Origin of the sequence: Nonomuraea sp. NPDC050202 (assembly GCF_040656115.1) — a bacterium.
Taxonomy (GTDB): Bacteria; Actinomycetota; Actinomycetes; order Streptosporangiales; family Streptosporangiaceae; genus Nonomuraea.
This window is the reverse complement of sequence record NZ_JBFALF010000062.1, coordinates 12038-35767: the sequence shown is the minus strand read 5'-3', so window position 1 is coordinate 35767 and position 23730 is coordinate 12038. Positions and strand designations below refer to the sequence as shown.

Genomic DNA, 23730 nt, shown 5'->3' with positions numbered 1-23730 from the left:
CCCTTGGGGCCGAGGGTCACCTTGACGGCGTCGGCGAGCTGGTTCATACCGCGCTCGAGACCGCGCCGGGCGTCCTCGTCAAACGCGATCATCTTGGCTGCCATAAGGCTAGACCTCCCAGATGCAGGGTGGCTTGTCGTGGACCGAGCCGACGCCCGCGACGGCATGGGTCAGCATCTCCGTTCGGCAGACCCCGTCGTCCCGATCCAGTGTTGGCACTCTGCTGCACAGAGTGCCAACGAACTGTTTAGCACTCTACCCTGCCGAGTGCAAGCGAACGCCACCCCGCCCGGCATTCCCGCCCAGGTCAGTCAGTCGGTACGGCGAGCCGCACGGAGCGGCTCGCCGCACGCGAGTCGGCGAATGAGAGGTGACGGCTCGCGCGGACTGCGTTGCCGCGCGATCCCGCCTGGTGCATACCAGCTTGGACGTTCAGACCGCTCGGACGGACTCCGCCTGCGGCCCCTTCTGGCCCTGCGTGATCTCGAACTCGACACGCTGCCCCTGTTCGAGAGAGCGGTACCCGTCCATCATGATCGCTGAGTAATGGACGAATACATCCTTACCACCGTCTACCGCGATGAAGCCGTAGCCCTTGTCCGCGTTGAACCACTTGACGGTGCCCTGCGCCACTTCCGACTCCTCTTACTGGTCTCCCAGATCTCGCCCATTCCTCCGCGGGACCTGTAATCGTATGACTTAACGGAAAAGCAGCCAGACGATCGCCCTCGACCATACCTGTGGCAAGGGGTTTGGCAACAGAGTCAATCCGCAAACTGCCTATTTCTTCGCAGTAGGGGTCGTTCAACGTTGAATTGGCCGGGAAAAGGAGAAGGCGCCCACTAGGGGCGCCTTCAAGAGGGTGGTCTGCGGGGCTCAGCCGCCGGCAACCGCCGGGATGATGGAGATCTGAGTGCCGTCAGGGGCTGGAGTGTCGAGCCCCTCGGCGAAACGGACGTCCTCTTCCCCAACGTAAACGTTGACGAAACGGCGAATCTTGCCCGATTCATCCAGAATTCTCGCGCCGATCCCCGGGTAGTCGGAGTCGAGCTTGGCGAGCACGTCACGAAGAGTCGCGCCTTCGCCACTGACCTCCGCGTTCCCCCCGGTGTACGTGCGCAGAATGGTGGGAATCCGCACAGAAACGCTCATGGTTCTAATCGCCTTTCCTGGTTGTCAGACAGTCGCGCGGAACGCGTCGAGAGAGGGCCTGATCACGGCGGTGGGCTCGACGGCCTCACCGGTGAGCACGTCGAGCGTCTTGAGCCCGTCGCCGGTGTTGAGCACCACGGTCTCGGCCTCCGGGTCGAGCCGCCCGCTCTCGGTGAGCTTCTTCAGCACGCCGACGGTGACCCCGCCGGCGGTCTCGGCGAAGATGCCCTCGGTCGAGGCCAGCAGCTTCATCGCGGCCACGATCTCGGCGTCCGTGACGTCCTCGACGGCGCCTCCGGTGCGCCGGGCGATGTCCAGCACGTACGGCCCGTCGGCGGGGTTGCCGATGGCCAGCGACTTGGCGATGGTGTCGGGCTTGACCGGCTGCACGACGTCGTGCCCGGCCTTGTAGGCCGTGGACACGGGCGAGCACCCGGCGGCCTGCGCCCCGAAGACCTTGTACGGGGTGTCCTCCACCAGGCCCAGCTTCACCAGCTCCTTGAAGCCCTTGTCGATCTTCGTGAGCTGGGAGCCGGAGGCGATGGGGATGATGATCTGCTCGGGCAGCCGCCAGCCGAGCTGCTCGGCGATCTCGTACGCGAGCGTCTTGGAGCCCTCGGCGTAGTAGGGCCGCAGGTTCACGTTGACGAAGCCCCACTTGTCGCCCATGGGGTCGCCGATCAGCTCCGAACAGAACCGGTTGACCTCGTCGTACGTGCCGTCGATGCCGATCAGCCGCCCGCCGAACACACGAGCCATGGCGATCTTGGCCTTCTCGAGGTTGGCCGGGATGAACACGCAAGCGTCGAGCCCGGCCCGCGCGGCGGCGGCGGTGACGGCGCCGGCGAGATTGCCCGTGGAGGAGCAGGAAAGCGTGTGGAAGCCGAAGTTGCGGGCCGCCTCGACGGCCATGGCCACCACCCGGTCCTTGAAGGAGTGGGTGGGGTTGCCCGAGTCGTCCTTCACGTAAAGGGACTTGATGCCGAGCGCGCGACCCAGGTTTCCGGCCTTGACCAATTTCGTCCAGCCGGGGTTCATATTGGGCTTACTGGCCACGTCCGCGGGAACGGGCAGCAGCGAGCGGTAACGCCAGATGTTCGCGGGACCCGATTCGATCTCCGCGCGGGTCACGTCACCGAAGTCGTAGGCCGCCTCCAGCGGCCCGAAACACTCCTGGCACGCGAAGCTCGGGCCCAGCGGGTAACGGGCGCCGCACTCGCGGCAGGACAGAGCGGCGGCAGGACCAAAGTCAAGCGACATGAAGCGAGGCCTTCCCTCATCTTCGCCCGCGGCCACCTTGACCGCGAACCGGAATTGGCACCTTGTCCCGGTCGGCCTCGCCAGGTCGCGAGTCGAAAGCCGGGAGGGTTGCCGGGGCTTCGCAGGGCCGGTCCCTCCACCCCTCTGGATGAGCAATATGCAGTTGTTGAACTGGACTCTACCCGCTTAAGTGGCCGAAATTACCACCCGTCTCAAGATGCGAGACAAGCAGTCTCAGCGATAGTCCTCGCCCAGCACGCCCTGCACGTATTTGCGGGCCTGATGGATCCGGGACTTCGCCGTGCCCAGCGGGATGTTGAGCTGCTCGGCCACCTCGTTGTAGTCGAGCTGGACGATATCGCGCAGCACCAGCGCCTGCGCCAGGTCGGGCTTGTCGGCCTCCAGCGCCTCCATCGCGTCGAGCAGGTCGAGCCGCGACCCCGCGATCACGCTGACCCGCCGCGCGTCGGGCTTCTGCATGGGCAGCTCGTCGGAGGTCTGCTCGGCCGCCCTGCGCTTCAGCGACCGGTACGTGGTGCGCGCGCAGTTGGCCGTCACGATGTGCAGCCACGTGCTGAACCTGGCCCGCCCCTCGAACCGCCCGATGTTGCGCGCCACCGCCAGCAACGTATCTTGCGAGGCCTCCTCCGCGTCCTGGTGATAGGGGAGGATCCGGGCGCAGTGTCGCATCACATCCGGCTCAATCCGCGCGAGGAGCTCGCCAAGTGCGCGATGATCTCCGGCAGCAGCGGAGCGGGCGAGTTCCTCGGTTAGCTCATCAAGCGCCATAGCTGGGATCCTATGATCGAAGGGAGCCGAGATGAACAGCGTCCTGCTGGCCTCCAACAGAGGGCCTGTCTCCTTCACCGTCTCCGACGACGGCGAGCTGACGATGCGACGCGGCGGCGGCGGCCTCGTCTCGGGGTTGTCGGGCGTGGCCAAGGACGACGGCGTGCTCTGGGTCTGCGCCGCGCTGTCCGACGGCGACCGCAGCGCCGTCCGCCTGGCCACCGGCGGCCGCATCGACCACGCGGGCTACGACACCGGCCCGCTGCGCATGCTGGACATCCCGCCCGCCACCTTCCACCGCGCCTACAACGCCGTGGCCAACTCCACCCTGTGGTTCGTCAACCACCTGCTCTACGACATCCCGAACTCGCCCAACTTCGGCACCAGGTTCGCCCGCGAGTGGGAGTCGTACCGCGACTACAACGGCGCGTTCGCGCTGGCGCTGGCCGAGGAGGCCGGGCACGGCGCCCGCGTGATGGTGCAGGACTACCACCTGACGCTCACCCCCGCCATGCTCCGCGCCGAGCGGCCCGACCTGCGCATCGCCCACTTCAGCCACACCCCGTGGGCGCCGCCCGAGTACTTCTCGCTGCTGCCCGACGACGTGGCGGGGGAGGTCCTGGAAGGCATCCTGGGGGCCGATCACGCCGGGTTCCTCACCGACAGGTGGGCGCAGGCGTTCATGGACTGCTGCGAGCGGCTCCTGGGCGCGGAGGCCGACCGGGTGGGGCGCAGCGTCACCTACGAGGGCAGGACGACCCGCATCGGCGTGCACAGCCTCGGCGTCGACGGCGACGCCCTGTGGCAGCGGGCCTGCGAGCCCGACGTCGAGTCGCACATGACCGCGCTGCGGGAGCAGGTCGGCGACCGCAAGCTGATCGTCCGCATCGACCGCACCGAGCTGTCGAAGAACATCGTGCGCGGGCTGATCGCCTACCGCGAGTTCCTCGCCGCGCACCCCGAGTGGCACGGCCGGGTCGTGCACCTGGCCTTCGCCTACCCCAGCCGCCACGACCTGCCCGAATACCGCGAGTACACCGCCTCGGTGCAGCGCTGCGCCCGGCAGATCGAGGACGAGTACGCCACCGAGGACTGGGACCCGCTGATACTCAACGTCAACGACGACTACCCGCGCTCGCTGGCCGCGTACCGGATGGCCGACGTGCTGCTGGTCAACCCCATCCGCGACGGCATGAACCTGGTGGCCAAGGAGGGCCCGATCCTGTCGCCGCGATGCGCGCTGGTGCTCTCGCGGGAGGCGGGCGCAGCCGCCGAGCTCGGCGCGCACGCGCTCGTGGTCAACCCCTACGACATCAGCGGCACCGCCGCCGCGCTGCACGACGCGCTGGTCATGCCGGAGGACGAGCGCCGCACGCGCCGCGACAAGCTGCACGCCGCCGCCACCGCCCTGCCGCCGCAGAAGTGGCTCGCGACCCAGCTCGAAGCCCTCACCTAACATGGGAGGGCAAGGTCATTCCGATCACCGGGAGGCTGCCGGGTGACCACGGCCTTATCGCCCGACCGTCTGATCAGAGACCGCCCGACCTGGCTCATCTACCTCCAGCTCAGTACCTTCGCCACCTTCGTGTACGGCCTCAGCGCCGCCCTGCCGCTGCTGCGCGCCGACCAGGGCACCTCGGCCACCGTGGCGGGCCTGCACGGCACCTCCATGGCCGCGGGCACGATCGCCGCCGGGCTCCTGCTCCCCCTGCTCACCCGCACGTACGGGCGGCGCGCGACGAGCTGGATCGGGCTGGCGGGGATGAACGCCGGCATGCTCACGATCCTCGCCACCGACGCCCTGCCGCTGACCCTGCTGGGGTATGGCGTGGCCGGCGGCTTCGGCTCGGTCATGCTCTACACCGCCATGGCGGCGCTCAGCGACCACCACGGGACCGCCGGGCCCGCCGCGCTGAGCGAGGCGAACGCGGTCGCCGTGGTGGCGGGCATGGCGATGACGTTCGGGCTCAGCGTGGTCGGGCAGAGCACGCTGGGCTGGCGCGCCGCGCTGCTGGCCACGCCGGTCATGAGCGTGCTGCTCGCGCTGGCCATGGGACGGGTGTGGCCCGGCCACCGGCCCACCGGCTCCGCCACCCCCGACGCCACCACCGGCGCCGGCCCCAGCCCTGCCACCGGTCCTGCCACCGGTCCTGCCGCCGGTCCTGCCGCCGCCGGGGAGGTCGCCATGCCTGCCACCGCCACCACCGGGGCCCGGGTGGGCTGGCGGTTCCATCTGGCGGGACTGGTGCTGTTCTGCTGCGTGGCGCTGGAGTTCACGTTCAACCTGTGGGCGGCGGAGCTGCTCGCCATCGGCACCGGGCTGTCCACGGCCGCGGCGGCCACCGGGCTGACGGCGTTCATCGCGGGCATGGCGGCGGGCAGGTTCGCCGGGGCGCAGCTCGCGCTGCGGCTGGCGCGGGGGCCGCTGTTCGCCGGGGCGCTGGGGTTGACGCTGGCCGGCTGGCTGGTGTTCTGGACGAGCGGCCACCCGGTGCTGTCCTACGCCGGGCTGGTGATCTGCGGGCTCGGCGCCGCCCTGCACTTCCCGCTCGCGCTGGCCGCGCTGATCACCGGCTCGGGCGACCGGGCCGACCTGGCGGCGGCGGCCTCACCCGTCTGGGCGGGCGCCGCCATGGCGATCGGGCCGCTGGTGCTCGGCGCGCTGGCCGACGGCTACGGCACCCGGAACGCGTTCCTGATGGTGCCGGTGCTCATCGGCCTCGCGGTCGCCGGCGTGCTCGTCCCCGACCGGCGCGCGTGAGTCGGACTGCGCCAGGCCGGGCGCACGTGGGCCGGACTGTCCAGGCCGGCGCACGCGCGCCGGGGTCCTACCTCCAGTCGGCGTGCTTGAGGGTGTCGGACAGGCCCGGCGTGTTCCACTGGTCCACGACGAGGATCTTCGACTTCGGCAGGTACCACTCGCGCTGCGTGAAGCGCTTGTACACCTTGGTGCTGGAGTAGGAGACGCACTTGGCCTGCCACGCGTTGTAGGCCGCCTTGTGCCCGGGCCCGACCTGGCGCAGCCCCCGGCTGACCTTGGGCCCGATGATCTCGCCGTACTTGTCGTCGAACGGGCAGGGCTGCACGTCGCTGGCCGTGTAGAAGGGCCGCTTGCCGGTGTAGGGGCCCCAGCCCTCCGCACCGATCTTGATGAGCTTCGGCCCGAGGAGGTAGAACGAGTCGCACTCCGGCGTGCTCCACCCCCGGGCCTTGCCGCACTTTCCGGTGACCACCTGGACGGCGTCGGCGCCGAACCGGTGGACCTCCCACTGGATCGGGACGTAGAGCGTCATGCCCCTGAACGTGAGCGGCTGGGCGGGGGCGGCGGCGGCAGGCAGCGAGGAGGAGAGGAGGGTGGCCGCGGCCACCCCGGTGGCGGCCACGACGGCGAGGTAACGCTTGTGCATGCCGCCGACCCTAGGGAACGCGACTTGCAGATCACTCACCAACGACTGAAGGCGGTTCTCACGTACGGGTGAAGGCCGAGGCCAGCTCGGCGAGCAGCGCCACCACTCCCTCGGGCCCGTCCACCACGATGTCGGCCCGCTCGGCCAGCGCGGTCACCTCGGTGGACCCGCTGCACACGGTCACACCAGGCAGCCCGGAAGCGCGTACCGCGTCGAACGCGGCCAGATCGCCCAGATCGTCGCCCACGAACATGACGGACCTCGCCGCCCGCTCCGCCAGGAACAGGCTCAGCGCCTGCCCCTTGTCCATGCCGGGCGGCCGCAGCTCCAGCACCATCCGCCCCGGCTCGATCACCAGGCCGTGCTTGTCGGCCAGCTTGCCCAGCGGCTCGCGCAGCTTGGCCAGCGCGCCCTCGGGGTCGGGGCTGCGCCTGGTGTGCACGGCCACGGCCCGGCCCTTGTCCTCGACGGCCACGCCGCTCAGGCCGAGCGAGTCGAGCAGCAGCGGCAGCTCGGCCTCGGCCCTGGGCACTCCCGGCGGGGGCGGGGGCGCGGAGATCCGCCCGCCTTCCCAGCGTTCGAAACCGTAGTGTCCGAGCACGACCAGCCCCGGCACGTCGGCCAGGCCGGGTCCGAGCTCCAGTGCGGTGGCCGCGGGACGCCCGGTCACGATGGCCACCGCGAGGACGTGCGCGCCCAGGTCGGCGAGTACCTCGGGCGCTTTCGGGTGGATCACGGCCTTGGCGGGGTCGGGCACGATCGGCGACAGGGTGCCGTCGAAGTCGAGCCCGATCACGGCGCCGGCCGGATCACTCAAGATCGCTTCCATTCCAGGGATGTTCTTCACGCGCCTGCCGTACCCAGCACGTCAGGGGCGCATGCCAAGCCTTCTGGCCGCGCGGTCACGCTGTCGCGTGGACCGTAACCTGCGCAGTCTCTTGACCAGCATGGGGTCGTGCTCGAGTGCCTCCGGCCGGTCGATCAGCACGCCGAGCAGCTGGTAGTAGCGGGTGGCGGAGAACCCGAAGGTCTCCTTGATGGCATGCTCCTTCGCGCCCGCGTAGCGCCACCATTGGCGCTCGAAGGCGAGGAGCTCGAGTTCGCGGTCCGAGAGTGGTTGTCGGGACGGTTCCTGGGCAGCATTGTCACCGCTGAGCGGTGCTCCCATGGTGTCCTCCTCGAAAGGGGCGGGGACGATCACGTCGCCCGCACGCGGCCCGTGGCCATCGTAATGTGCGGAGTGCGGCTGTTCACCGCGGATTGAGAGACGTACAGTCACGAAATGTGACCTCAGTCATCACGCTCCTCACCGACTATGGGCTCGAGGATGGTTATGTGGCGGCCTGTCATGGGGTGATCGCCGGCATTGCCCCCGAGGCGCGGGTGATCGACGTGTGCCACCTGATCCCTTCCGGCGACGTACGGCGCGGCGCGGCGGTTCTCGCCCAGACCATCCCCTATCTCCCCCAAGGCATCCACATCGGCGCGGTCGATCCGAGCGCGGGCGGCGCCAGGCGCGCGGTGGCCGTCGAGGCGGGCGGCCGGGTGTTCATCGGCCCCGACAACGGGCTGCTGTCGTGGGCCGTGCACGCCAGCGGCGGCGCGCGGGCGGCGTACGAGATCAGGAACCGCGATCACTTCCTGCACCCTGTCTCCCCGACCTTCCACGGGCGCGACGTGTTCTCGCCGGTCGCGGGGCGGCTGTGCGGGGGGCTGAGGCCGGCGGACCTGGGGCCCGAGGTGCCGCTGGACCGGCTGGTCTCGCTGCCCGAGCCTACCTCGCTGCTGCGCGACGGCTCGGTGGAGGGGGAGGTCGTCTCGGTGGACCGCTACGGCAACACGCAGCTCTCGATCGCGGCCGGCGACCTGCAGGCGCTGGGCGTGCGGGTGGGCGACACACTGGGGGTGTGGCTGGGGCGGCGGCAGCTCGCGCTGCCGTACCGGGAGACGTACGCGGCGGTCCCGCCCGGGGAGCTGGTGGCCTTCGCGGACTCGGCCGGGCTGATCGCGATCGCGGTCAACTCCGGTGACGCGGCGCAGCGGCTGGGGCTCCCGCCCGGAGCACATGTGCGACTTTCACCCACTCCGTAGGCCTCAATAGGCGGAAAGCCGCAGATCCGTAACTACTCCGCGTATCGGTCTGTTTACCGAAGCGTCGGATTGACCGCGCACTCGCATGTCAGAATGCATGGGCAGATCGGAGGTCCCTCCCCTTCCGTTCGAGGTCGCCGTGTACCACCTGTCCGTTGTGCTGCTCTCCCTCGTCTCCATGGTCTGGCCCACCCCGGCGCCGCCCGTCTCCGAGCGCTGGCACGCCTGGCCGGTCGTCCGGGTGTTCCCCGCCGTGGTGCCCGGCCACAGCCCTTCGGGTGCCAGGGTCACGTACGTGCTGACCGGGGTCGCCCCCGAGGCGCCCTGCCGGGTCGCCTTCCAGCCCGCCGCGGTACGCCCCGGCTGCCGCACCGCGTTACGCGCCACGTACGCCGACAGCACGCAGACCTTCGTCGTCACCGTGGGCATCGCCGTGCTCGACGCGCCCGGCCCCGGCCGGAACGGCTCGGGCCGGCCCGCCACCGTACGCCCCGCGGCCTTCCCCGGCGGGCCGGCCGAGCGGTTCGGCGACCGGCAGTACTTCACCGGCGTGGTCGTCGGGTCCGGGGAGCGGTACATGGTGGCGACGGCCGCCGGGTACGCGGACGGGCGGGCGTACCAGCCGGGCGACCGCGTCACGCCACGGCTGCGCGACGCCGCGCGGCGGCTCGCGACGGCGCTGCACGAGGCGCTGGTCCGATGAGCACGTCCGACGGCGCCGCACGAGGCGCCGGCCCGACGAGCACGTCCGACGGCGCTGAACGGGCCGGCGGTCCCATGACGAGTCCTGGCGGCGCTGCCGGACGTGGCGCTGGGCTGCGGGGAAGGCGCGCTCTGCCTGTCCTCCTGCTGGCCGGGCTGGTGACCTGCGCCGCCGGCCCCGTCTCGTGGGCGGACGGCGATGGCCAGGCCCCCGGGACGGATGACGTGGCCGAGGCGGCGCGGGCCGGGCAGTGGCAGCTCGGCGCGTTGCGGCTGCCCGAGGCATGGCGGTCGAGCAGGGGCGAAGGCGTGGTGGTGGCCGTGCTCGACACCGGCGTGAACGCCCGCCACCCCGACCTGCAGGGCGCCGTCATCCCGGGCCCGGACCTGACCGGCGCCGCCACCGGCACAACGCGGCCGGACGCGGGCGGGGCCCGCGTCCGGGCCTGTGCCGTTTGCGCGGACCCGGACGCCGGCGCGGCCGGTGCCGGCAAGGGCGCGTGGGGGCCGCACGGCACCGCCATGGCCAGCCTGATCGCGGGGCGCGGGCACGGTGACGGCCGCAAGGGCGGTGTCCTCGGGGTGGCGCCCGCCGCCAAGGTGCTGTCGATCAGGGTGACGCTGGAGAACGGCGACCCGCGGCGCGAGAAGCAGCGCTCGGGCTCGGGCTGGCGGGACGCCCTGGCCGCGGGCATCAGGTACGCGGCCGACCACGGCGCCGACGTGATCAGCATGTCGCTCGGCGGCGGCAGCGGCGCGTGGGAGGGGTCGGCGGCAGAGGAGGAAGCCGTCCAGTACGCGATCGGCAAGGGCGCCGTGCTGGTGGCCTCCTCGGGCAACGACGGCGACGTCGGCAACAGGAAGAACTTCCCCGCCGCCTACCCCGGGGTGATCGCGGTGGGCGCGGTGGACCGGCGGATGAAGGTGGCGGCCTTCTCCAACAAGCAGGACTACGTGTCGGTGGTCGCCCCCGGCACGGAGATCGTCACCGCGGACGGCAACGACTCGTACGTGGTCGGCGACGGCACCAGCTCGGCCGCCGCCATGGTCGCCGGCATCGCGGCCCTGATCAGGTCGGCGCATCCGGACCTGTCGCCGTACCACGTCCGGATGGCCATCGAGCGGGGCACCAGGCGGCGGCCCGAGGACGGCTACAGCCCCGCCTACGGGCACGGCGTGGCGAACGCGCTGCTCGCCCTGCGCGAGGCCGACAGGCTCGACGTGCCGGCGACCAGCCCGCCGCGGCCGGGGCCGTACTTCGGCGCCGGGCCCGCACCCGGTTCCAGGACGCCGGTGGTGGCCGGCATGGTGCTGCTGATGGCGGTGATGTCGGCCCGGGTGGTGCTGCGGCACGGCGGTCGCCGACGGGATCCAGCCTGAGCGGCTCAGGCGGAGCCCGACGCGGCCAAGGCGATCTCCCGCGATCGGCGCGGGAGGGATTCAACCTAGCAAGCGCTTGTGTGATACTCCGGCTATGACGTACGCCATCGACGGCTGGTTCGCCATCTCCCCCGAGGACGGCGTCCAGCTCCTCGGCGCCAGGTGCGCCGGCTGCGGCACGGTCTGCTTCCCACCCCGGCGCGGATCGTGCCCGAACCCGCGCTGCGCGGGCACGGACATGCAGGTGCTCCCGCTGCCGCGACGCGGGCGCGTCTGGTCGTACACGAACGCCTGCTACCCGCCGCCGCCCCCGTTCGTGGCGGCTCAGCCGTACGTGCCGGTCACGCTGGCCGCGGTCGAGCTCGACGAGGTCGGCATCGTGGTGCTCGGCCAGGTCAAGGACCTGGCGGCGGACCAGTTGCAGGTGGGCATGGAGCTGGAGCTGACCTCGGGACCGCTGGCCGACGGGCCGCTGGTGTGGATGTGGGGGCGGGCCTCGTGAGCGCGGTGGCGGTGCTGGGCACGGGCATGCACCCGTGGGGCAAGTGGGGCCGGCCCTTCCTGGAGTACGGCGTCGCGGCCGCCCGCGCGGCCCTGCGGGACGCCGGCCTGGAGTGGACCGACGTGCAGTACGTGGTCGGCGCCGACACGATCAGGAACGGCTACCCGGGCTTCGTCTCCGGCGCCTCCTACGCCAGGGAGCTGGGCTGGTCGGGCGCCAGGGTCGCCTCCTGCTACGCGGCGTGCGCGTCGGGGGCGCAGGCGCTGGACATCGCCAGGGCCCGGATCCTCGCCGGGCTGTGCGACGTCGCGCTCGTGATCGGCGCCGACGCCACCCCCAAGGGCTTCTTCAAGCCGGTGGGCGGCGACCGCCCCGACGACCCCGACTGGCTGCGCTTCCGCCTCCTCGGCGCCACGAACCCCGCCTACTTCGCCCTCTACGCCCGCCGCCGCATGGCCCTGCACGGCTCGACGCCCGCCGACTTCGCCGCCGTCAAGGTCAAGAACGCGCTGGCCGGCTCGCTCAACCCGATGGCCCGCTACCGCAAGCCCGTCACGGCAGAGGAGGTGCTGGCCTCGCCCATGGTGGCCGACCCGCTGCGCCTCATGGACATCTGCGCCACCTCGGACGGGGGCGCCGCCGTGGTGCTCGCCTCGGAGTCGTACGCCCGCCGCCTCGGCGCCGGCTTCGTCCGCCTGGCGGCCGTCTCCACGGTGACACCCGTCTTCCCGAACACGGTGCTGGAGCTGCCGGACTTCGCCACGGACTCCTGTGCGGCCGTGCCCGCCCCTGAGAGGCCCTTCAGAGCCGCGATCACGCACGCGGCGTACGAGGAGGCCGGGGTGGGCCCGGAGGACCTCTCCCTGGCGGAGGTGTACGACTTGTCCACGGCACTGGAGCTGGACTGGATGGAGGACGTCGGCCTCTGCCCGCCGGGCGAGGCGGAGAAGCTCCTCCGGGACGGCCGGACGTCCCTGACCGGCCGCATCCCGGTCAACCCCTCGGGCGGCCTGGCGTCGTTCGGCGAGGCCATCCCGGCCCAGGCCATCGCCCAGCTCGTGGAGCTGACGACCCAGCTGAGAGGCCGCGCGGGCGCCCGCCAGACGGCGAACGCCCGCGTCGGCCTGGCCGCCAACCAGGGCCTGTTCGGCCACGGTTCGGCGATCATCGCCACGGTCTAGAAGACCACGGGACGGCCCACCACGCCCTCGAACTCACCAGGCGCGCTCAGCTCACGTGCACCACATCGTGCGTCTCGGCGAAGTGGCAGGCACTCTCGTGTCCCGTACCGGGACGGATCTGCAGGAGCGGCTCCTCCTCGGCGCAGATCTCCTGCGCCTTCCAGCACCGCGTGCGGAAGCGGCAGCCGCTCGGCGGGTTGGCCGGGGACGGCGGGTCGCCCTGCAGGATGATCCGTTCACGCTGCTCCCGCCCCTCCGGGTCGGGCACCGGCACCGCCGACAGCAGCGCCTGCGTGTACGGGTGCGCGGGACGGTCGTAGATCTCCGCGTCCTTGCCCAGCTCCACGAACTTGCCGAGGTACATCACGCCGACCCGGTCGGAGATGTGGCGCACCACCGACAGGTCGTGGGCGATGAAGATGTAGGCCAGGTTGAACTCGTTCTGCAGCCGCTCCAGCAGGTTGATCACCTGCGCCTGGATCGACACGTCGAGCGCGGAGACCGGCTCGTCACAGACGATGATCTCCGGCTGCAGCGCCAGGCCCCGGGCGATGCCGATGCGCTGCCGCTGGCCGCCGGAGAACTGGTGCGGGTAGCGGTTGATGTGGTCCGGGTTGAGCCCGACCACCTCGAGCAGCTCCTGCACCTTCTTGCGCCGGTCGCCCTTGGGCGCGACCTCCGTGTGGATCTCGTACGGCTCGCCGATGATGTCACCAACGGTCATCCGGGGGTTCAGCGAGGTGTAAGGGTCCTGCATCACCATCTGGATGTTGCGGCGCATGCGCTTGAGCTCGCCGCCCCTGGCCTTGGCGATGTCCCGGCCGTTGATCACCACGGAGCCGGAGGTGGGCCGTTCGAGCGCCATCAGCACCTTGGCGAGCGTGGACTTGCCGCAGCCCGACTCGCCCACGATGCCCAGCGTCTCGCCCCTGTTCAGGTCGAACGAGACGCCGTCGACGGCCTTGATCGCGCCGATCTGCTTCTTGAAGAGGATGCCCTGGGTCAGCGGGAAGTGCTTGACCAGGTCACGCACTTCCAGGATGCGCTCACTGCTGTTCGCCATCGAGGACCTCCCTCCAGTAGTGGCAGGCGCTGCCGCGCGTGCCGCTGATCTCGTAGAGCGGGGGGACGTCGGTCACGCAGTTGTCCTGCTTGTACGGGCACCGGGGGTGGAACGCGCACCCCGTCGGCAGGTCCAGCAGGTTCGGTGGCAGGCCCTTGATCGCGTACAGGTCCTGGCCCTTCTGGTCGACCCTGGGGATCGAGTCCAGCAGGCCCTTCGTGTACGGGTGCGCGGGCGCCCTGTAGATGTCGTGCACGGGGGCCTTCTCGACGATGCGGCCCCCGTACATGACCGCGATCTTGTCGGCCACGTCGGCCACGACCCCGAGGTCGTGGGTGATGAGGATCAGGCCCATCTGGCTCTCGCGCTGCAGCTCGGCCAGCAGTTCCATGATCTGCGCCTGGACGGTCACGTCCAGCGCCGTGGTCGGCTCGTCCGCGATCAGCACCTCGGGGTCCAGCGCGATCGACATGGCGATCATGATGCGCTGGCGCATGCCCCCGGAGAACTGGTGCGGGTAGTCGTGCACGCGCTGCCTGGCGGCCGGGATGCGGACCCGGTCCATCAGCTCGACGGCCTTCTTCATGGCGTCGGACTTCGACATGCCCCGGTGGACCCGGAACATCTCGCTGATCTGCCAGCCCACGGTGAAGACCGGGTTGAGCGCGGACAGCGCGTCCTGGAAGATCATCGCGATCCGCTGGCCGCGCACCTGCGTGCGGGCCTCCTCCGAGAGCTTGAGCAGGTCGGTGCCCCTGAAGCGGATCTCCCCCTTGGGGATGACCGCGGGAGGCATGTCCAGGATGCCCATGATGGCCTGCGCCGTCACGGACTTGCCCGACCCCGACTCGCCCAGCACCGCCAGCGTCTCGCCGGGCCCGACCGTGTAGCTCACGCCGTTGACGGCGCGGACGACCCCTGCTCGCGTGCGGAACTCCACGTGCAGGTCGTCGACCGCGAGCAGCGGCTCGTCGCCCAGCCCTCCCTCGGCGGGCAACAGGTTTGTGGAGGTTTTCTTCACTGAGTCCCCTTCTACCTGAGCTTCGGGTCGAGCGCGTCGCGCACGGCGTCGCCCATCATGATGAACGCGAGCACGGTGACGCTCAGGAACACCGCCGGGAACACCAGGGGCAGTGGCGCCTCGAGGAACCTGTTGCGCGCGTCGGCGATCATCAGACCCCACGAGATGTCCGGCGACTGCACGCCGACGCCCAGGAACGACAGCGCGGCCTCGGCCGCGATGAAGGTGCCCAGGTTGATGGTGGCGACCACGATGACCGGGGCCAGCGAGTTCGGCAGCAGGTGCCGGAACATGATCCGGCCCGCTCCCGCGCCCAGCGCCCTGGCCGCGACCACGAAGTCCTGGCTCTTCGCCGTGATCACGGCGGCCCGCATGATGCGGAACACCATCGGCCAGCCGAGCACCGTCAGGGCCACGATGACCAGCAGGATGCTGTTGGCCCTGCCACGGAACGTGGCCGCGATCAGCAGCGCGCCCAGGATCGAGGGGATGGCGAAGAAGATCTCCGTGACCCGCGAGGCGACCGTGTCGACCACGCCGCCGCGGAAGCCGGCGACGATGCCGAGCAGACCGCCGATGATCGTGGTCATGAGCGTGGTGAAGACGCCGATCACGATGGAGTTGCGGGCTCCGTAGATGGTCCTGGCGAAGACGTCACAGCCCAGGTTGTCACGCCCGAACAGGTGGCCGGGGCTGGGCCCCTGCCGCGCCGTGGACAGGTCGCAGGTCCTGGCGTTGTACGGGTCGATCGCGCTGAACAGCGACGGCCAGAGCGACATGACCAGCAGGATCAGGATGATGACCACCGAGATGATGAACATCGGCCTGCGTCTGAGGTCGTACCAGGCGTCGGTCCACAGGCTGGCGGGCTTGCCGCCCTTGGCCTTCTTGCCCTCACGCTCGGGCGCCGGAGCGGGCACCGTGTCCGGGACCAGCGTCTGCGTCTCCGGGAGTCCCGGCCCGACCGGCGGGGTTGGGTTACTCATAGCGGATCCTCGGGTCGAGCACGGCGTACAACAGGTCGACGACCAGGTTGGCCAGGATGTAGATCAGCACGAGCACCGTGATGGTGCCCACCACAACCGGCTGTTCTCGCAAGTAAACCGATGTGAAGAGCTGATTGCCAATTCCCGGGAGATTGAAGATCGTCTCCGTGATCACCGCGCCGCCCATCAGGTTGCCGAGGTCGGCGCCCAGATAGGTGATGAGCGGGATCAGCGCGTTGCGCAGGCCGTGCCTGCCGATGACGCGCCGTCTGGACAGTCCCTTGGCCGTGGCCGTGCGGATGTAGTCGGCCCTGAGGGTCTCCACCAGGCTGGTCCTGGTGAGCCTGGTCAGGTACGCGACCGACACCCCGGCCAGCACGAAGCCCGGCAGCAGATAGCTGCGCAGGCCCGCGAACACGCCGGCCACGGGGAATATGTCCAGACCGGTCCACTGCTTGAGCTTCACGCCCAGGACCAGCTGCAGCACGAAGCCCGTCACCAGCGTGGGGATCGAGATCAGCAGCAGCGTCGAGGCCAGGATCATGGTGTCGGTGGCCCTGCCGCGGCGCAGCGCCGCCCACAGGCCGAGGCCGACGCCGAGGATGGCCTCCATGATCAGGGCGGTCAGGGCGAGGTTCAGCGTGACCTGGAACTTGCCCGCCAGGATCTCGGACACCGGCACCTGGGCGAAGTTCACGCCGAAGTCGCCGCGGAAGAGCACGCCGCTGATGTAGTACCAGTACTGCAGCAGCAGCGGATCGTTGAGGTGATACTGCTCGCGCAGGACCTCGGCCACCGCCGGGTCCGGGCGCTTGTCTCCGAACAGTGCCGCGACGGGATCCCCGGGCAGGGCGAAGACGATGCAGAAGATGAGTAGCGTGGCACCGATCAGGACGGGTATCGCCTGGATCAGTCGCCTGATTACATATCGGCCCATTTCAAGCCCTCCGGTACGCACATGGAGGCAGCCCCTCGGAAACCGTGATTTACCCGGCCCGAGTGACTGCCTCCAAGCTCAGTCCTCCGACGGGCGGACGGCAAGTACCGTCCGCCAGACGAATGACGTCAGGCCTTCTCGACGTCCGCCCAGTTGATCTGGTTGAGCAGGTTGAGCTTGACGTTCTTGACCTTGGTGGAGTGCCCGAAGTTGCTGCGGTAGAAGTACACCGGGATGTACGGCAGCTCCTTGATCAGGATGTCGCTGGCCTGCTGGTAGAACTTCAGGCCCTCGGCTGCGTCGGTGGCCTGGTCGCCCTTGGCCACCAGGTCGTCGAACTCCTTGTTGGAGTAGCCGCCGTAGTTCGAGCCGGTGCCGATGGCTCCGGTGCCGAAGATCGGCGTCAGGTAGTTCTCGGCCGCCGGGTAGTCGATGGACCAGCCCATGCGGAACAGGCCCTTGTACTCCTTGGCGTCCAGGGCGTCCAGGATGCCCTGGAACTTCTCGAACGGCTTCGGCGTGACCTCGATGCCGAGGTTGGCACGGAGGTTGTTGGCGACGGCCTCGATCCACTCCTTGTGGCCGCCGTCGGCGTTGTAGCCGAGCTCGATGGTCTTGGGACCATTGGCGCTCTCGTACAGCTTCTTGGCCTCGGCCGGGTTGTACGTGCACGCCGTGCAGGCGCCCTGGCGGTAGCCGGGGATGGCCGGGTTGATGAAGTCGTCGGCCGGGGAGCGGGTGCCCGAGAAGACCGTGTCGGAGATGGTCTTCCGGTCGATGGCCATCGAGATGGCCTTGCGGACGTCGACGTTCTCGAATTCCTTGTTGTACTTCAGCGGGACGCCGATGTAACCGATGGAGGCGTCGGGCTCGTCGAAGTACCGGTCACCCAGCACCTGCTTGGCCGTGGAGATGGCCGTGGCCGGCAGGGAGTCGTGGATGTCGAGGTTCTCGGCCTGGAGGTCGTTCCACGCGGTCTCGGAGCTCGTGTAGACCTTGAACTGGAGCTTCGTCCAGCCGGCCGGCTTCTTGCCGGGGAACTTGTCGTACACCGACATCTCGATGGTCTGGTCGGTGCCCTTCTTGTAGGGCTTGTCGACCTTGAACAGGCCCTGCCCGATCGGCTTCTCACCGTAGGTCGGGCTGAGCTTGCCGTCGGAACCGATCGCCGAGGCGGGCAGCGGGTAGAACGCGGTGTAGCCCAGCATCGTCTTGAACTGCGAGAACGGTGCGGAGAGCGTGACCTCGAGCGTCGTGTCGTCCACGACCTTGAGGCCCTTCATCTCCTTGGCCGTCGGAGTCTTGCCCTCACCCGGGTGCACATCGGTGTAACCGTCGATGCGCCCGAAGAAGTAGGACGAGCTCATGGCGTTGTCCTGGAGGGCGGCGAAGTTCCACGCGCGGGCGTAGTCCTCGGCCTTCACCGGGGTGCCGTCGTGCCACGTGTAGCTCGACTTCAGCTTGATCGTCCAGACCTTGCTGTCCGTCGTGGTGATGGACTCGGCGGCCTCCTCGACCGGCTGCTTGTTCTCGTCGTAACGCACGAGCGGCGAGAACACCGCAGCGAGCACCTCGGCACCTTCGGTCTCCGTGGTGTCCTGCGGGTACAGCATCTTCTGGGGCTCACCGACCTCCATGCGGACCGGCGTTTCACCGCCCGCGGCAGTGCCACCGTTGTCCGTGGCACCGCCGCCACACGCGGCAACCGCGAGGGCGAGCAGCGCGGTACCGGCGACGATCCGTGCGCCCTTAGTAACACGCATGGTGAAAGAAATCCTCCCTCTACAGGTGGGCGCCTAGCGCTGAGCTGCAGTGATCAAGAGCAGCCTGACGGGGAGTTCCTGGTATCCCCCCGGATTTGGCTGACATGGTCAAACCAGCCGACGCCCTGCCAGTCGATCGCGACTATCCCTCACTACTTGCCACCAGCGAGTCTCTGGTGCGTTGCAGTTCGGTCACACGTGTGCCAATCCAGCGTCACAGACATTTGACCCGATGTGGAGCAATCAGTACAAATCCACCTCAACGGGCAGAGCCTGGACGTGAACAGTCGATGAAAAATACCCCCTACACGACCCTGCTCGTGCCTCTGCCACCACGCCCCGGCTCGCTGGGCTACGGTTGAGCAGGTCTTGACGACGCCTTGGAACCCCAGCGTCCGAAGACTCCGTCCAACAGTCTGTCCAACTGTCTGCCGTCAACCCGTACGACAGGCACCCCACCGACCGGGATCCAATAGAGTCCTTGCCATGAGCCAGCCGGAATCCGCTGTCGCGGACGCCCAGGCGGGCGGCCGGAGCGGGCAGGAGCCGCTGGCCAAGCTCGCCAAGAGATACGGGCTTCGCCGTGCCATCGCGCGGCCGAGGTTCCCTGTCTACCTGCGCATGCTGTGGCAGCGCCGACACTTCATCCTGACGTACGCGACCTCGCGCAACGTCACGAAATACTCCAGCTCCGCGCTCGGCCAGCTGTGGCAGGTGCTCACGCCCCTGCTCAACGCCGCCATCTACTTCGTGATGTTCGGCGTCATCCTGGGCGGCGGCAAGGATGTGCAGAACTACCCGGCGTTCCTGCTGACCGGGATGTTCATCTTCACCTTCACCCAGCGCACGGTCACCGCGGGCGCGAAGTCGATCTCCGGCAACCTGTCGATGATCAGGGCCCTGCACTTCCCCAGGGCCTCGCTCCCGCTGGCGTACACGATCCAGGAGCTCCAGCAACTCGCCATCTCCATGGGCGTGCTGCTGGTCCTCGTGGTGGCCACGGGCGAGTGGCCCACCTGGTACTGGCTCATGATCCCGGTGGTGCTGCTGCTCCAGACGCTGTTCAACATCGGGGCCGGTCTGGTGATGGCCAGGCTGGGCGCCCAGATGCGCGACCTCAACCAGTTGCTGCCGTTCATCACCCGCACCTGGCTCTACGCCTCCGGCGTCTTCTTCGTGATCCAGGCCAAGGTCGTCGGGTCCGCGGGGCTGCCCCAGTGGGTGGCCGACCTGATGTACCTCAACCCGGCGGCCTCCTACATCGAGTGGATGCGCGAGATTCTCATCCCGAGCTACAACACCGCCTACGGACACCACCCGCCGACGATGGTCTTGGTGTCTTGCGTATTCTGGGCGGTGTTCGCACTCGGCTTCGGCTTCTGGTACTTCTGGCGGTCCGAGGAGAGGTACGGGCGTGGCTGAACTGACCAAGGAGCTGTCACAGGTGAAGGGCGACAAGCCCGCCGACCCCGGCAAGGATGTGAGAGTGCATCCCAACCCGGAGCCCCCGGGCAAGCGGCCCCTCGACGTCCCCACAGGCACTCCCACCGTCATCGTCGACGATCTGCACATCGTCTACCGCGTCTACGGGGCCGCCTCCGACGCCGAGAAGGGCAACGCGGTCAACGCCCTCACGCGCATCCTGAAGCGCCAGGGCCGGCCGCAGATGAAGGAGGTGCACGCCGTCAAGGGCGTGACCTTCGTGGCCTACCATGGCGACGCCATCGGCATCGTGGGACGCAACGGGTCGGGCAAGTCCACTCTGCTGCGCGCCATCGCTGGCCTCCTGCCCCCGCACAAGGGCGCCGTCTACACCGACGGCCAGCCCTCGCTGCTGGGCGTCAACGCGGCCCTGATGCGCGAGCTGACCGGCGAGCGCAACATCGTCCTCGGCTGCTACGCCATGGGCATGACGCCCGCCGAGGTCAAGGAGAAGTACCAGGAGATCGTCGACTTCTCCGGCATCGACGAGTTCGTCCAGCTCCCGATGTCCACCTACTCCTCCGGCATGGGCGCCCGCCTCCGCTTCGCCATCTCCTCCGCCAAGACCCACGACGTCCTGCTCATCGACGAGGCGCTGGCGACGGGTGACCGGGAGTTCCGCAAGAAGAGCGAGGAGCGCATCCGGCAGATCCGCGAGTCGGCGGGCACGGTGTTCCTCGTCGCCCATGATCTGCGGGTGATCGAGCAGACGTGCAACCGGGTGATCTGGCTCCACAAGGGCAAGATCAAGATGGACGGTGACCCGAAGGAAGTCATCGCCGCCTACAACAAGGGCTGATTTCCCGTCCTTCCTCGGTCCGCACTCTCGTAGAGGCCTCCGACCGGCCCGGCCGCCCCCCAGGCCCGGGCCGATGGCGGCGGCTCCTCCCCACCAGCGACCACCGACTTGGCGCTGCTTCAGCCGCCCTCCCCACCTCTCCTGTTTCGGCTGCTGCCTCCAGCCAGGCCGCCCGCTTCGGCTGATCTCTCAGCCAGCCTCCCGCCGACCCGGCCCCCACCCTTCCCTTACGCGCTGCCGTGGCCAGCCACCCACCGCACTCCGGCTGATGGCCCTCCAGGGAAACGGCCTCTGACCCTTCAGTGGTGACCCGCCGTTACGCGAGCCCACGTTGCCCGGCTGCGTGGCAGGGCGTCGGCCGTCGCGCTATTCGATCTTGCGTGCGAAACGGCGGCGACTGGAGGGGCAAATGACTGACACCGAGCCACCCGTTCCGATAGGATTCGAACGTCAATTCGATCCGAGGAACGGTGATGGAGTGGGGGCGCGCGATGGGAGAGCTTGCGGCCGCGATTGACCACCTGGCCACCGAGGACGTGTCCGAGGTCCCGCGGGTGCAGCTCGTTGAGCAGCTTCTCGAGTTGCACTGGCAGATGGCGAGGCTGCAGGCCCAGATAGCCCGCCGCACGGGCGTCCGTCTGCCCTGAGACCCTTTCACAGCGGCCGAGGGGCCGCCAGGGCGCCGGGGGGCGCCTGTGACGATCTACGGCCTCTACGGCCCTGCTCCGGTCGCGGGGGGCGGTCGCGGGAGCTCGGTCCGGGATGGCGTTCGGGTCCGGCATGACGGCCGGCGCAAGCTTCGTGGCGTGGATGGGCAACACGTCCAGCCTTGGACGGTCAAAGTGTGCGCGCGTAACGGCGGCCGGCCACGTGCGGGTTCAGCGGGCGTATTCCTGGAGGCCCTCAGCCACGTGCGGCGGGTGGCGGTTACCTCGGCTGTGCCGTAATGGATGGGCGGGGGTTGTAAGAGCCGCAAGAACAGCGGGGCCGCGAAGAGCATCGTCACCGGCCCCGGGGTGGGGCCGGTGACGATGCGGGGCGTCGGCGCCGCTGCCCTGCAGTGGCGGCGCCTTGCGTGCCCCGAGGCGAGGGCGCGTCCGCCCAGGCCCGACGTGAGCCCGCCCGTTCGTGGCGGCGGACTCGCAACCTACGCGCGCCAGTGCCACGAGCGCCCGGCACCTGAGGGCGGCTCGTGGCCTGCCGCGTCAGTGCGACGGCGTCCCGATCGAAGGGACCGGCCCAGCACTCCGGCCAAGGGGCCGATCAGAGAACCCGGGCCTCCGCCGAGGTCCTGTACCAAGAGAACCTGGCCCTCCCGGCCACAGCCCGGGGGCAAGAAATCCCCGAACCTCCAGCGAAAGGACCTGGGGGCAAGCGAGCCCCAGACCTGACGAAGGAGAGCCCAGGGGCAAGCGAGCCCCGGACCTCTGGCGAAAGAAGGCGCCGGGGCAAGCGAGCCCCGGACCTCCAGTGGAAGGGGGCCAGGTCAAGCGGTTCCCGGACCTTCGGTGACGCGGCCCGGGCTCAGCGATCCCCGGATCTCCAGTGGAAGGGCCCAGATCAGGGGATCCCGGAGCGGCCCCGGTTGAGGGAGCATGCCGTCAGGGGACTGCTGGGGCGAGCGAGCGAGCCGCCCGGTCACCGCCAGGGCCGGTGCCCGGGTGTCGGCACCTGGGACACCCGCGAACCGTCCTGCCGGGTTCCTCGGCCGGCCGCGCTCGTCAGCGCCTCCATCGCGGCCCTGTCGCGAACCTGGGGGTCGCGCCTAGGAGCCGCGCCCGGCCACGAGCCCGGGGGTCGCGGCCGAGGTCACCCGCCCAGAAGTCGCGCCTAGCCACGAATCAGGGAAGTGCCTGGCCACGAACCCAGGAGTGTCCAGCCGCGCCTCTAGGAGTGCCTAGTCGCGAGCCCAGAAAGGCGACTAGTCGCGGGCCGCGGTGCCCCGCACCGAGCTCGTCAGCGCGTCGGTGGTCCAGCCGAGGGCGGTGATCAGGTCGCTGTAGGCGCCGGCGGCCTGCACGCCGCGGCCCTCGACGAAGGCCGAGGTGTCCTGGACGAGCGGGGCGAGCTCGTCCATGGCGGCGGCCTGGGAGGTGGCGGGCAGCGCCTCGACGACCGGGGCCATCTCGGCGGGCGTCACCTGCCCGAGCGCCGGGGCCAGCTGGCGGCCGGCGCCGTGCGGCAGGGCGAGCCACGTGGCCTGGGTGACGCCGCCCAGCAGGGCGTCGGCGGAGAGGGTGCCGAGGCCGGAGGAGCTGCTCGCCATGCTCTTGGCCGTGGCTCCACTGTTCGAGCCCGGCAGCAGGCTCGATCCGGTCAGCGTGCCGACCGTGCGCTCGACGGACGAGCCGACCGTGCCGGTCACCCCGCTGGACACGGAGCCGTCCCGGGCGGCGGGCGCGTTCTGGCCCTGCTTGCCGGCCTTGACGGAGGGCGTGGCCGGCTTGGCCATGCGCGCCGCGCCGAGGAGCGGCAGGGACTCGGTCAGGCCGCCCCCGCCGAGCGGGATGCTGCCGATGCTGCTGACGATGGGCATCAGCTCGGGCACCGGTCCGCCGCGGGCGGTGATGTCCTCGGCCGCGTTGCCCGTGGCGCCGGCCTCCGCCAGCTTCTCGCTGGCGAGGTCGCGCTCGACCTCGGACATCTGGCCCTTCGGCTGGGCGCCGGACTTGGCGGCTCCGCCGAGCGCGCCGAGCAGGCCGCCGCCGCCACCGATGAGGCTGCTCAGCAGCCCTCCCAGCGGGTCGGCGCCGGCAATGGTGCCTCCGCCCAGGCCGTCGACCGGTGCGTGCTTGGCGGTGTTGTATTGAACTTCCGCTTGGGCAGGCACGGCCAATGCCGCCGCCGCCAAGCCGAATGCTGTGACGGCCAGCGCCGTCTTGACTACTCGATTCATGATTGCCTTCCCGGCTCGTGATCGATCGCTCTCGAATGCGGTGGAAATGCGAATCGATAACCCCCGTATGCCGTTGCGGACGCGCTATGGGCACCACACGAAGCGTGTCGCTACGGCTGAGCTACGCAAGCAGTTCTATCACTCGGCCTGATCGACCGCAGGCGCATGAATGCCCATGTAGCAGGGGTTTGCAGCTCGGTTACCGAGTAAAGGGGGAGCGTTGAGCGGACAGACAAAACGGGAAATAGGAGGGTCTTTTTTCCGATAGTGCGCGCGTCTTGCGCAGGAACGCAAGAGGGCCCCGACGGCCCGTGAACAA

23 protein-coding genes and 1 riboswitch are annotated in these 23730 nt (G+C 69.6%); of the genes, 10 read left to right on the top strand and 13 right to left on the bottom strand.

What is annotated here, in order from left to right; genetic code table 11:
• Positions 1–432: 432 nt before the first annotated feature.
• The 4 genes from AB0I79_RS60045 to AB0I79_RS60030 form a co-directional block, all read right to left on the bottom strand.
• The gene (locus AB0I79_RS60045; protein WP_068927743.1) at positions 433–633 is read right to left on the bottom strand and encodes a cold-shock protein; all 201 of its coding nucleotides are present in this window, start codon (positions 631–633) and stop codon (positions 433–435) included.
• A gap of 243 nt (positions 634–876) precedes the next feature.
• Entirely contained in the window at positions 877–1152 is a 276-nt protein-coding gene (locus AB0I79_RS60040) for a MoaD/ThiS family protein (protein ID WP_127936976.1), read from the bottom strand.
• 24 nt (positions 1153–1176) lie between these two features.
• Positions 1177–2412, bottom strand: coding sequence for a threonine synthase (thrC, locus tag AB0I79_RS60035; protein WP_357894638.1), 1236 nt, complete (start codon positions 2410–2412; stop codon positions 1177–1179).
• Between the two features lie 13 nt (positions 2413–2425).
• A riboswitch (SAM riboswitch) is annotated at positions 2426–2567 on the bottom strand.
• Positions 2568–2646: 79 nt separating this feature from the next.
• Positions 2647–3102 (bottom strand): RNA polymerase sigma factor, encoded by a 456-nt coding sequence (locus AB0I79_RS60030; protein ID WP_357797117.1) that lies wholly within the window; start codon positions 3100–3102, stop codon positions 2647–2649.
• Positions 3103–3232: 130 nt separating this feature from the next.
• On the opposite strand from AB0I79_RS60030, the gene AB0I79_RS60025 reads away from it, so the two are divergent.
• Both AB0I79_RS60025 and AB0I79_RS60020 read left to right on the top strand, forming a co-directional pair.
• Positions 3233–4657, top strand: coding sequence for a trehalose-6-phosphate synthase (locus tag AB0I79_RS60025; protein ID WP_357894635.1), 1425 nt, complete (start codon positions 3233–3235; stop codon positions 4655–4657).
• Positions 4658–4699: 42 nt separating this feature from the next.
• On the top strand, positions 4700–5962 hold the full coding sequence (locus AB0I79_RS60020) for a hypothetical protein (RefSeq protein WP_357894632.1): 1263 nt from the start codon (positions 4700–4702) through the stop codon (positions 5960–5962).
• A gap of 67 nt (positions 5963–6029) precedes the next feature.
• Here AB0I79_RS60020 and AB0I79_RS60015 read toward each other — a convergent pair whose 3' ends face one another.
• The 3 genes from AB0I79_RS60015 to AB0I79_RS60005 are packed head-to-tail and all read right to left on the bottom strand — an operon-like array spanning position 6030 to position 7776.
• Positions 6030–6608, bottom strand: a complete 579-nt coding sequence (locus AB0I79_RS60015; protein ID WP_357894629.1) for a hypothetical protein — start codon at positions 6606–6608, stop codon at positions 6030–6032.
• Between the two features lie 58 nt (positions 6609–6666).
• On the bottom strand, positions 6667–7437 hold the full coding sequence (gene otsB, locus AB0I79_RS60010; RefSeq protein WP_357894626.1) for a trehalose-phosphatase: 771 nt from the start codon (positions 7435–7437) through the stop codon (positions 6667–6669).
• A 39-nt stretch (positions 7438–7476) separates the two neighbouring features.
• Positions 7477–7776: a DUF3263 domain-containing protein gene (locus tag AB0I79_RS60005; RefSeq protein WP_185100387.1), complete on the bottom strand. Its 300-nt coding sequence runs from the start codon at positions 7774–7776 to the stop codon at positions 7477–7479.
• Positions 7777–7892: 116 nt separating this feature from the next.
• On the opposite strand from AB0I79_RS60005, the gene AB0I79_RS60000 reads away from it, so the two are divergent.
• The 5 genes from AB0I79_RS60000 to AB0I79_RS59980 all read left to right on the top strand — a co-directional run bounded on the left by AB0I79_RS60000 (position 7893) and on the right by AB0I79_RS59980 (position 12464).
• Complete coding sequence (locus AB0I79_RS60000; RefSeq protein WP_357894623.1) at positions 7893–8699, top strand: SAM-dependent chlorinase/fluorinase; 807 nt, start codon at positions 7893–7895, stop codon at positions 8697–8699.
• A 97-nt stretch (positions 8700–8796) separates the two neighbouring features.
• Positions 8797–9402, top strand: a complete 606-nt coding sequence (locus AB0I79_RS59995; RefSeq protein WP_357894620.1) for a hypothetical protein — start codon at positions 8797–8799, stop codon at positions 9400–9402.
• Positions 9399–10781: a S8 family serine peptidase gene (locus AB0I79_RS59990; protein WP_357894617.1), complete on the top strand. Its 1383-nt coding sequence runs from the start codon at positions 9399–9401 to the stop codon at positions 10779–10781. The genes AB0I79_RS59995 and AB0I79_RS59990 overlap by 4 nt, the downstream gene beginning before the upstream one ends.
• Positions 10782–10875: 94 nt before the next feature.
• Entirely contained in the window at positions 10876–11283 is a 408-nt protein-coding gene (locus AB0I79_RS59985; RefSeq protein WP_357894614.1) for an OB-fold domain-containing protein, read from the top strand.
• Positions 11280–12464: a lipid-transfer protein gene (locus AB0I79_RS59980; protein WP_357894611.1), complete on the top strand. Its 1185-nt coding sequence runs from the start codon at positions 11280–11282 to the stop codon at positions 12462–12464. The genes AB0I79_RS59985 and AB0I79_RS59980 overlap by 4 nt, the downstream gene beginning before the upstream one ends.
• 46 nt (positions 12465–12510) lie before the next feature.
• Here the strand turns inward: AB0I79_RS59980 and AB0I79_RS59975 are convergent, their stop codons facing one another.
• From AB0I79_RS59975 to AB0I79_RS59955, 5 genes are all read right to left on the bottom strand, one after another.
• Positions 12511–13527: a dipeptide ABC transporter ATP-binding protein gene (locus AB0I79_RS59975; RefSeq protein WP_357894608.1), complete on the bottom strand. Its 1017-nt coding sequence runs from the start codon at positions 13525–13527 to the stop codon at positions 12511–12513.
• Positions 13511–14548 (bottom strand): ABC transporter ATP-binding protein, encoded by a 1038-nt coding sequence (locus AB0I79_RS59970; protein WP_357894605.1) that lies wholly within the window; start codon positions 14546–14548, stop codon positions 13511–13513. Before AB0I79_RS59970 ends, AB0I79_RS59975 begins: the two co-directional genes overlap by 17 nt.
• 11 nt (positions 14549–14559) lie before the next feature.
• Positions 14560–15534 (bottom strand): ABC transporter permease, encoded by a 975-nt coding sequence (locus AB0I79_RS59965; protein WP_357894602.1) that lies wholly within the window; start codon positions 15532–15534, stop codon positions 14560–14562.
• The gene (locus tag AB0I79_RS59960) at positions 15527–16471 is read right to left on the bottom strand and encodes an ABC transporter permease (RefSeq protein ID WP_185100379.1); all 945 of its coding nucleotides are present in this window, start codon (positions 16469–16471) and stop codon (positions 15527–15529) included. The genes AB0I79_RS59965 and AB0I79_RS59960 overlap by 8 nt, the downstream gene beginning before the upstream one ends.
• 128 nt (positions 16472–16599) lie before the next feature.
• Positions 16600–18108 carry an ABC transporter substrate-binding protein gene (locus tag AB0I79_RS59955; RefSeq protein WP_357894599.1) on the bottom strand — a complete coding sequence of 503 codons (1509 nt, stop codon included), beginning with the start codon at positions 18106–18108 and terminating at the stop codon, positions 16600–16602.
• A 612-nt stretch (positions 18109–18720) separates the two neighbouring features.
• On the opposite strand from AB0I79_RS59955, the gene AB0I79_RS59950 reads away from it, so the two are divergent.
• The 3 genes from AB0I79_RS59950 (at position 18721) to AB0I79_RS59940 (ending at position 21162) form a co-directional block, all read left to right on the top strand.
• Positions 18721–19656 (top strand): ABC transporter permease, encoded by a 936-nt coding sequence (locus AB0I79_RS59950; protein WP_357894595.1) that lies wholly within the window; start codon positions 18721–18723, stop codon positions 19654–19656.
• Positions 19649–20515: an ABC transporter ATP-binding protein gene (locus AB0I79_RS59945; protein ID WP_185100376.1), complete on the top strand. Its 867-nt coding sequence runs from the start codon at positions 19649–19651 to the stop codon at positions 20513–20515. The genes AB0I79_RS59950 and AB0I79_RS59945 overlap by 8 nt, the downstream gene beginning before the upstream one ends.
• A 473-nt stretch (positions 20516–20988) precedes the next feature.
• Positions 20989–21162 (top strand): hypothetical protein, encoded by a 174-nt coding sequence (locus AB0I79_RS59940; protein WP_357894592.1) that lies wholly within the window; start codon positions 20989–20991, stop codon positions 21160–21162.
• A gap of 1274 nt (positions 21163–22436) precedes the next feature.
• Here AB0I79_RS59940 and AB0I79_RS59935 read toward each other — a convergent pair.
• Entirely contained in the window at positions 22437–23411 is a 975-nt protein-coding gene (locus tag AB0I79_RS59935; RefSeq protein WP_357894589.1) for a hypothetical protein, read from the bottom strand.
• Positions 23412–23730: the final 319 nt, after the last annotated feature.

Excerpts from the sequence above, each read along its gene's own strand:
- AB0I79_RS59940 (WP_357894592.1), top strand. The coding sequence starts at position 20,989 with ATGGAGTGGGGGCGCGCGATGGGAGAGCTTGCGGCCGCGATTGACCAC.
- AB0I79_RS60005 (WP_185100387.1), bottom strand. The coding sequence starts at position 7,776 with ATGGGAGCACCGCTCAGCGGTGACAATGCTGCCCAGGAACCGTCCCGA.
- AB0I79_RS59965 (WP_357894602.1), bottom strand. The coding sequence starts at position 15,534 with ATGAGTAACCCAACCCCGCCGGTCGGGCCGGGACTCCCGGAGACGCAG.
- AB0I79_RS60030 (WP_357797117.1), bottom strand. The coding sequence starts at position 3,102 with ATGCGACACTGCGCCCGGATCCTCCCCTATCACCAGGACGCGGAGGAG.
- AB0I79_RS60040 (WP_127936976.1), bottom strand. The coding sequence starts at position 1,152 with ATGAGCGTTTCTGTGCGGATTCCCACCATTCTGCGCACGTACACCGGG.
- thrC (WP_357894638.1), bottom strand. The coding sequence starts at position 2,412 with ATGTCGCTTGACTTTGGTCCTGCCGCCGCTCTGTCCTGCCGCGAGTGC.
- AB0I79_RS60025 (WP_357894635.1), top strand. The coding sequence starts at position 3,233 with ATGAACAGCGTCCTGCTGGCCTCCAACAGAGGGCCTGTCTCCTTCACC.
- AB0I79_RS59935 (WP_357894589.1), bottom strand. The coding sequence starts at position 23,411 with ATGAATCGAGTAGTCAAGACGGCGCTGGCCGTCACAGCATTCGGCTTG.
- AB0I79_RS59960 (WP_185100379.1), bottom strand. The coding sequence starts at position 16,471 with ATGGGCCGATATGTAATCAGGCGACTGATCCAGGCGATACCCGTCCTG.
- AB0I79_RS59955 (WP_357894599.1), bottom strand. The coding sequence starts at position 18,108 with ATGGAGGTCGGTGAGCCCCAGAAGATGCTGTACCCGCAGGACACCACG.
- AB0I79_RS59990 (WP_357894617.1), top strand. The coding sequence starts at position 9,399 with ATGAGCACGTCCGACGGCGCCGCACGAGGCGCCGGCCCGACGAGCACG.
- AB0I79_RS59995 (WP_357894620.1), top strand. The coding sequence starts at position 8,797 with ATGGGCAGATCGGAGGTCCCTCCCCTTCCGTTCGAGGTCGCCGTGTAC.
- AB0I79_RS60015 (WP_357894629.1), bottom strand. The coding sequence starts at position 6,608 with ATGCACAAGCGTTACCTCGCCGTCGTGGCCGCCACCGGGGTGGCCGCG.
- AB0I79_RS59950 (WP_357894595.1), top strand. The coding sequence starts at position 18,721 with ATGAGCCAGCCGGAATCCGCTGTCGCGGACGCCCAGGCGGGCGGCCGG.
- AB0I79_RS59975 (WP_357894608.1), bottom strand. The coding sequence starts at position 13,527 with ATGGCGAACAGCAGTGAGCGCATCCTGGAAGTGCGTGACCTGGTCAAG.
- AB0I79_RS59985 (WP_357894614.1), top strand. The coding sequence starts at position 10,876 with ATGACGTACGCCATCGACGGCTGGTTCGCCATCTCCCCCGAGGACGGC.
- otsB (WP_357894626.1), bottom strand. The coding sequence starts at position 7,437 with ATGGAAGCGATCTTGAGTGATCCGGCCGGCGCCGTGATCGGGCTCGAC.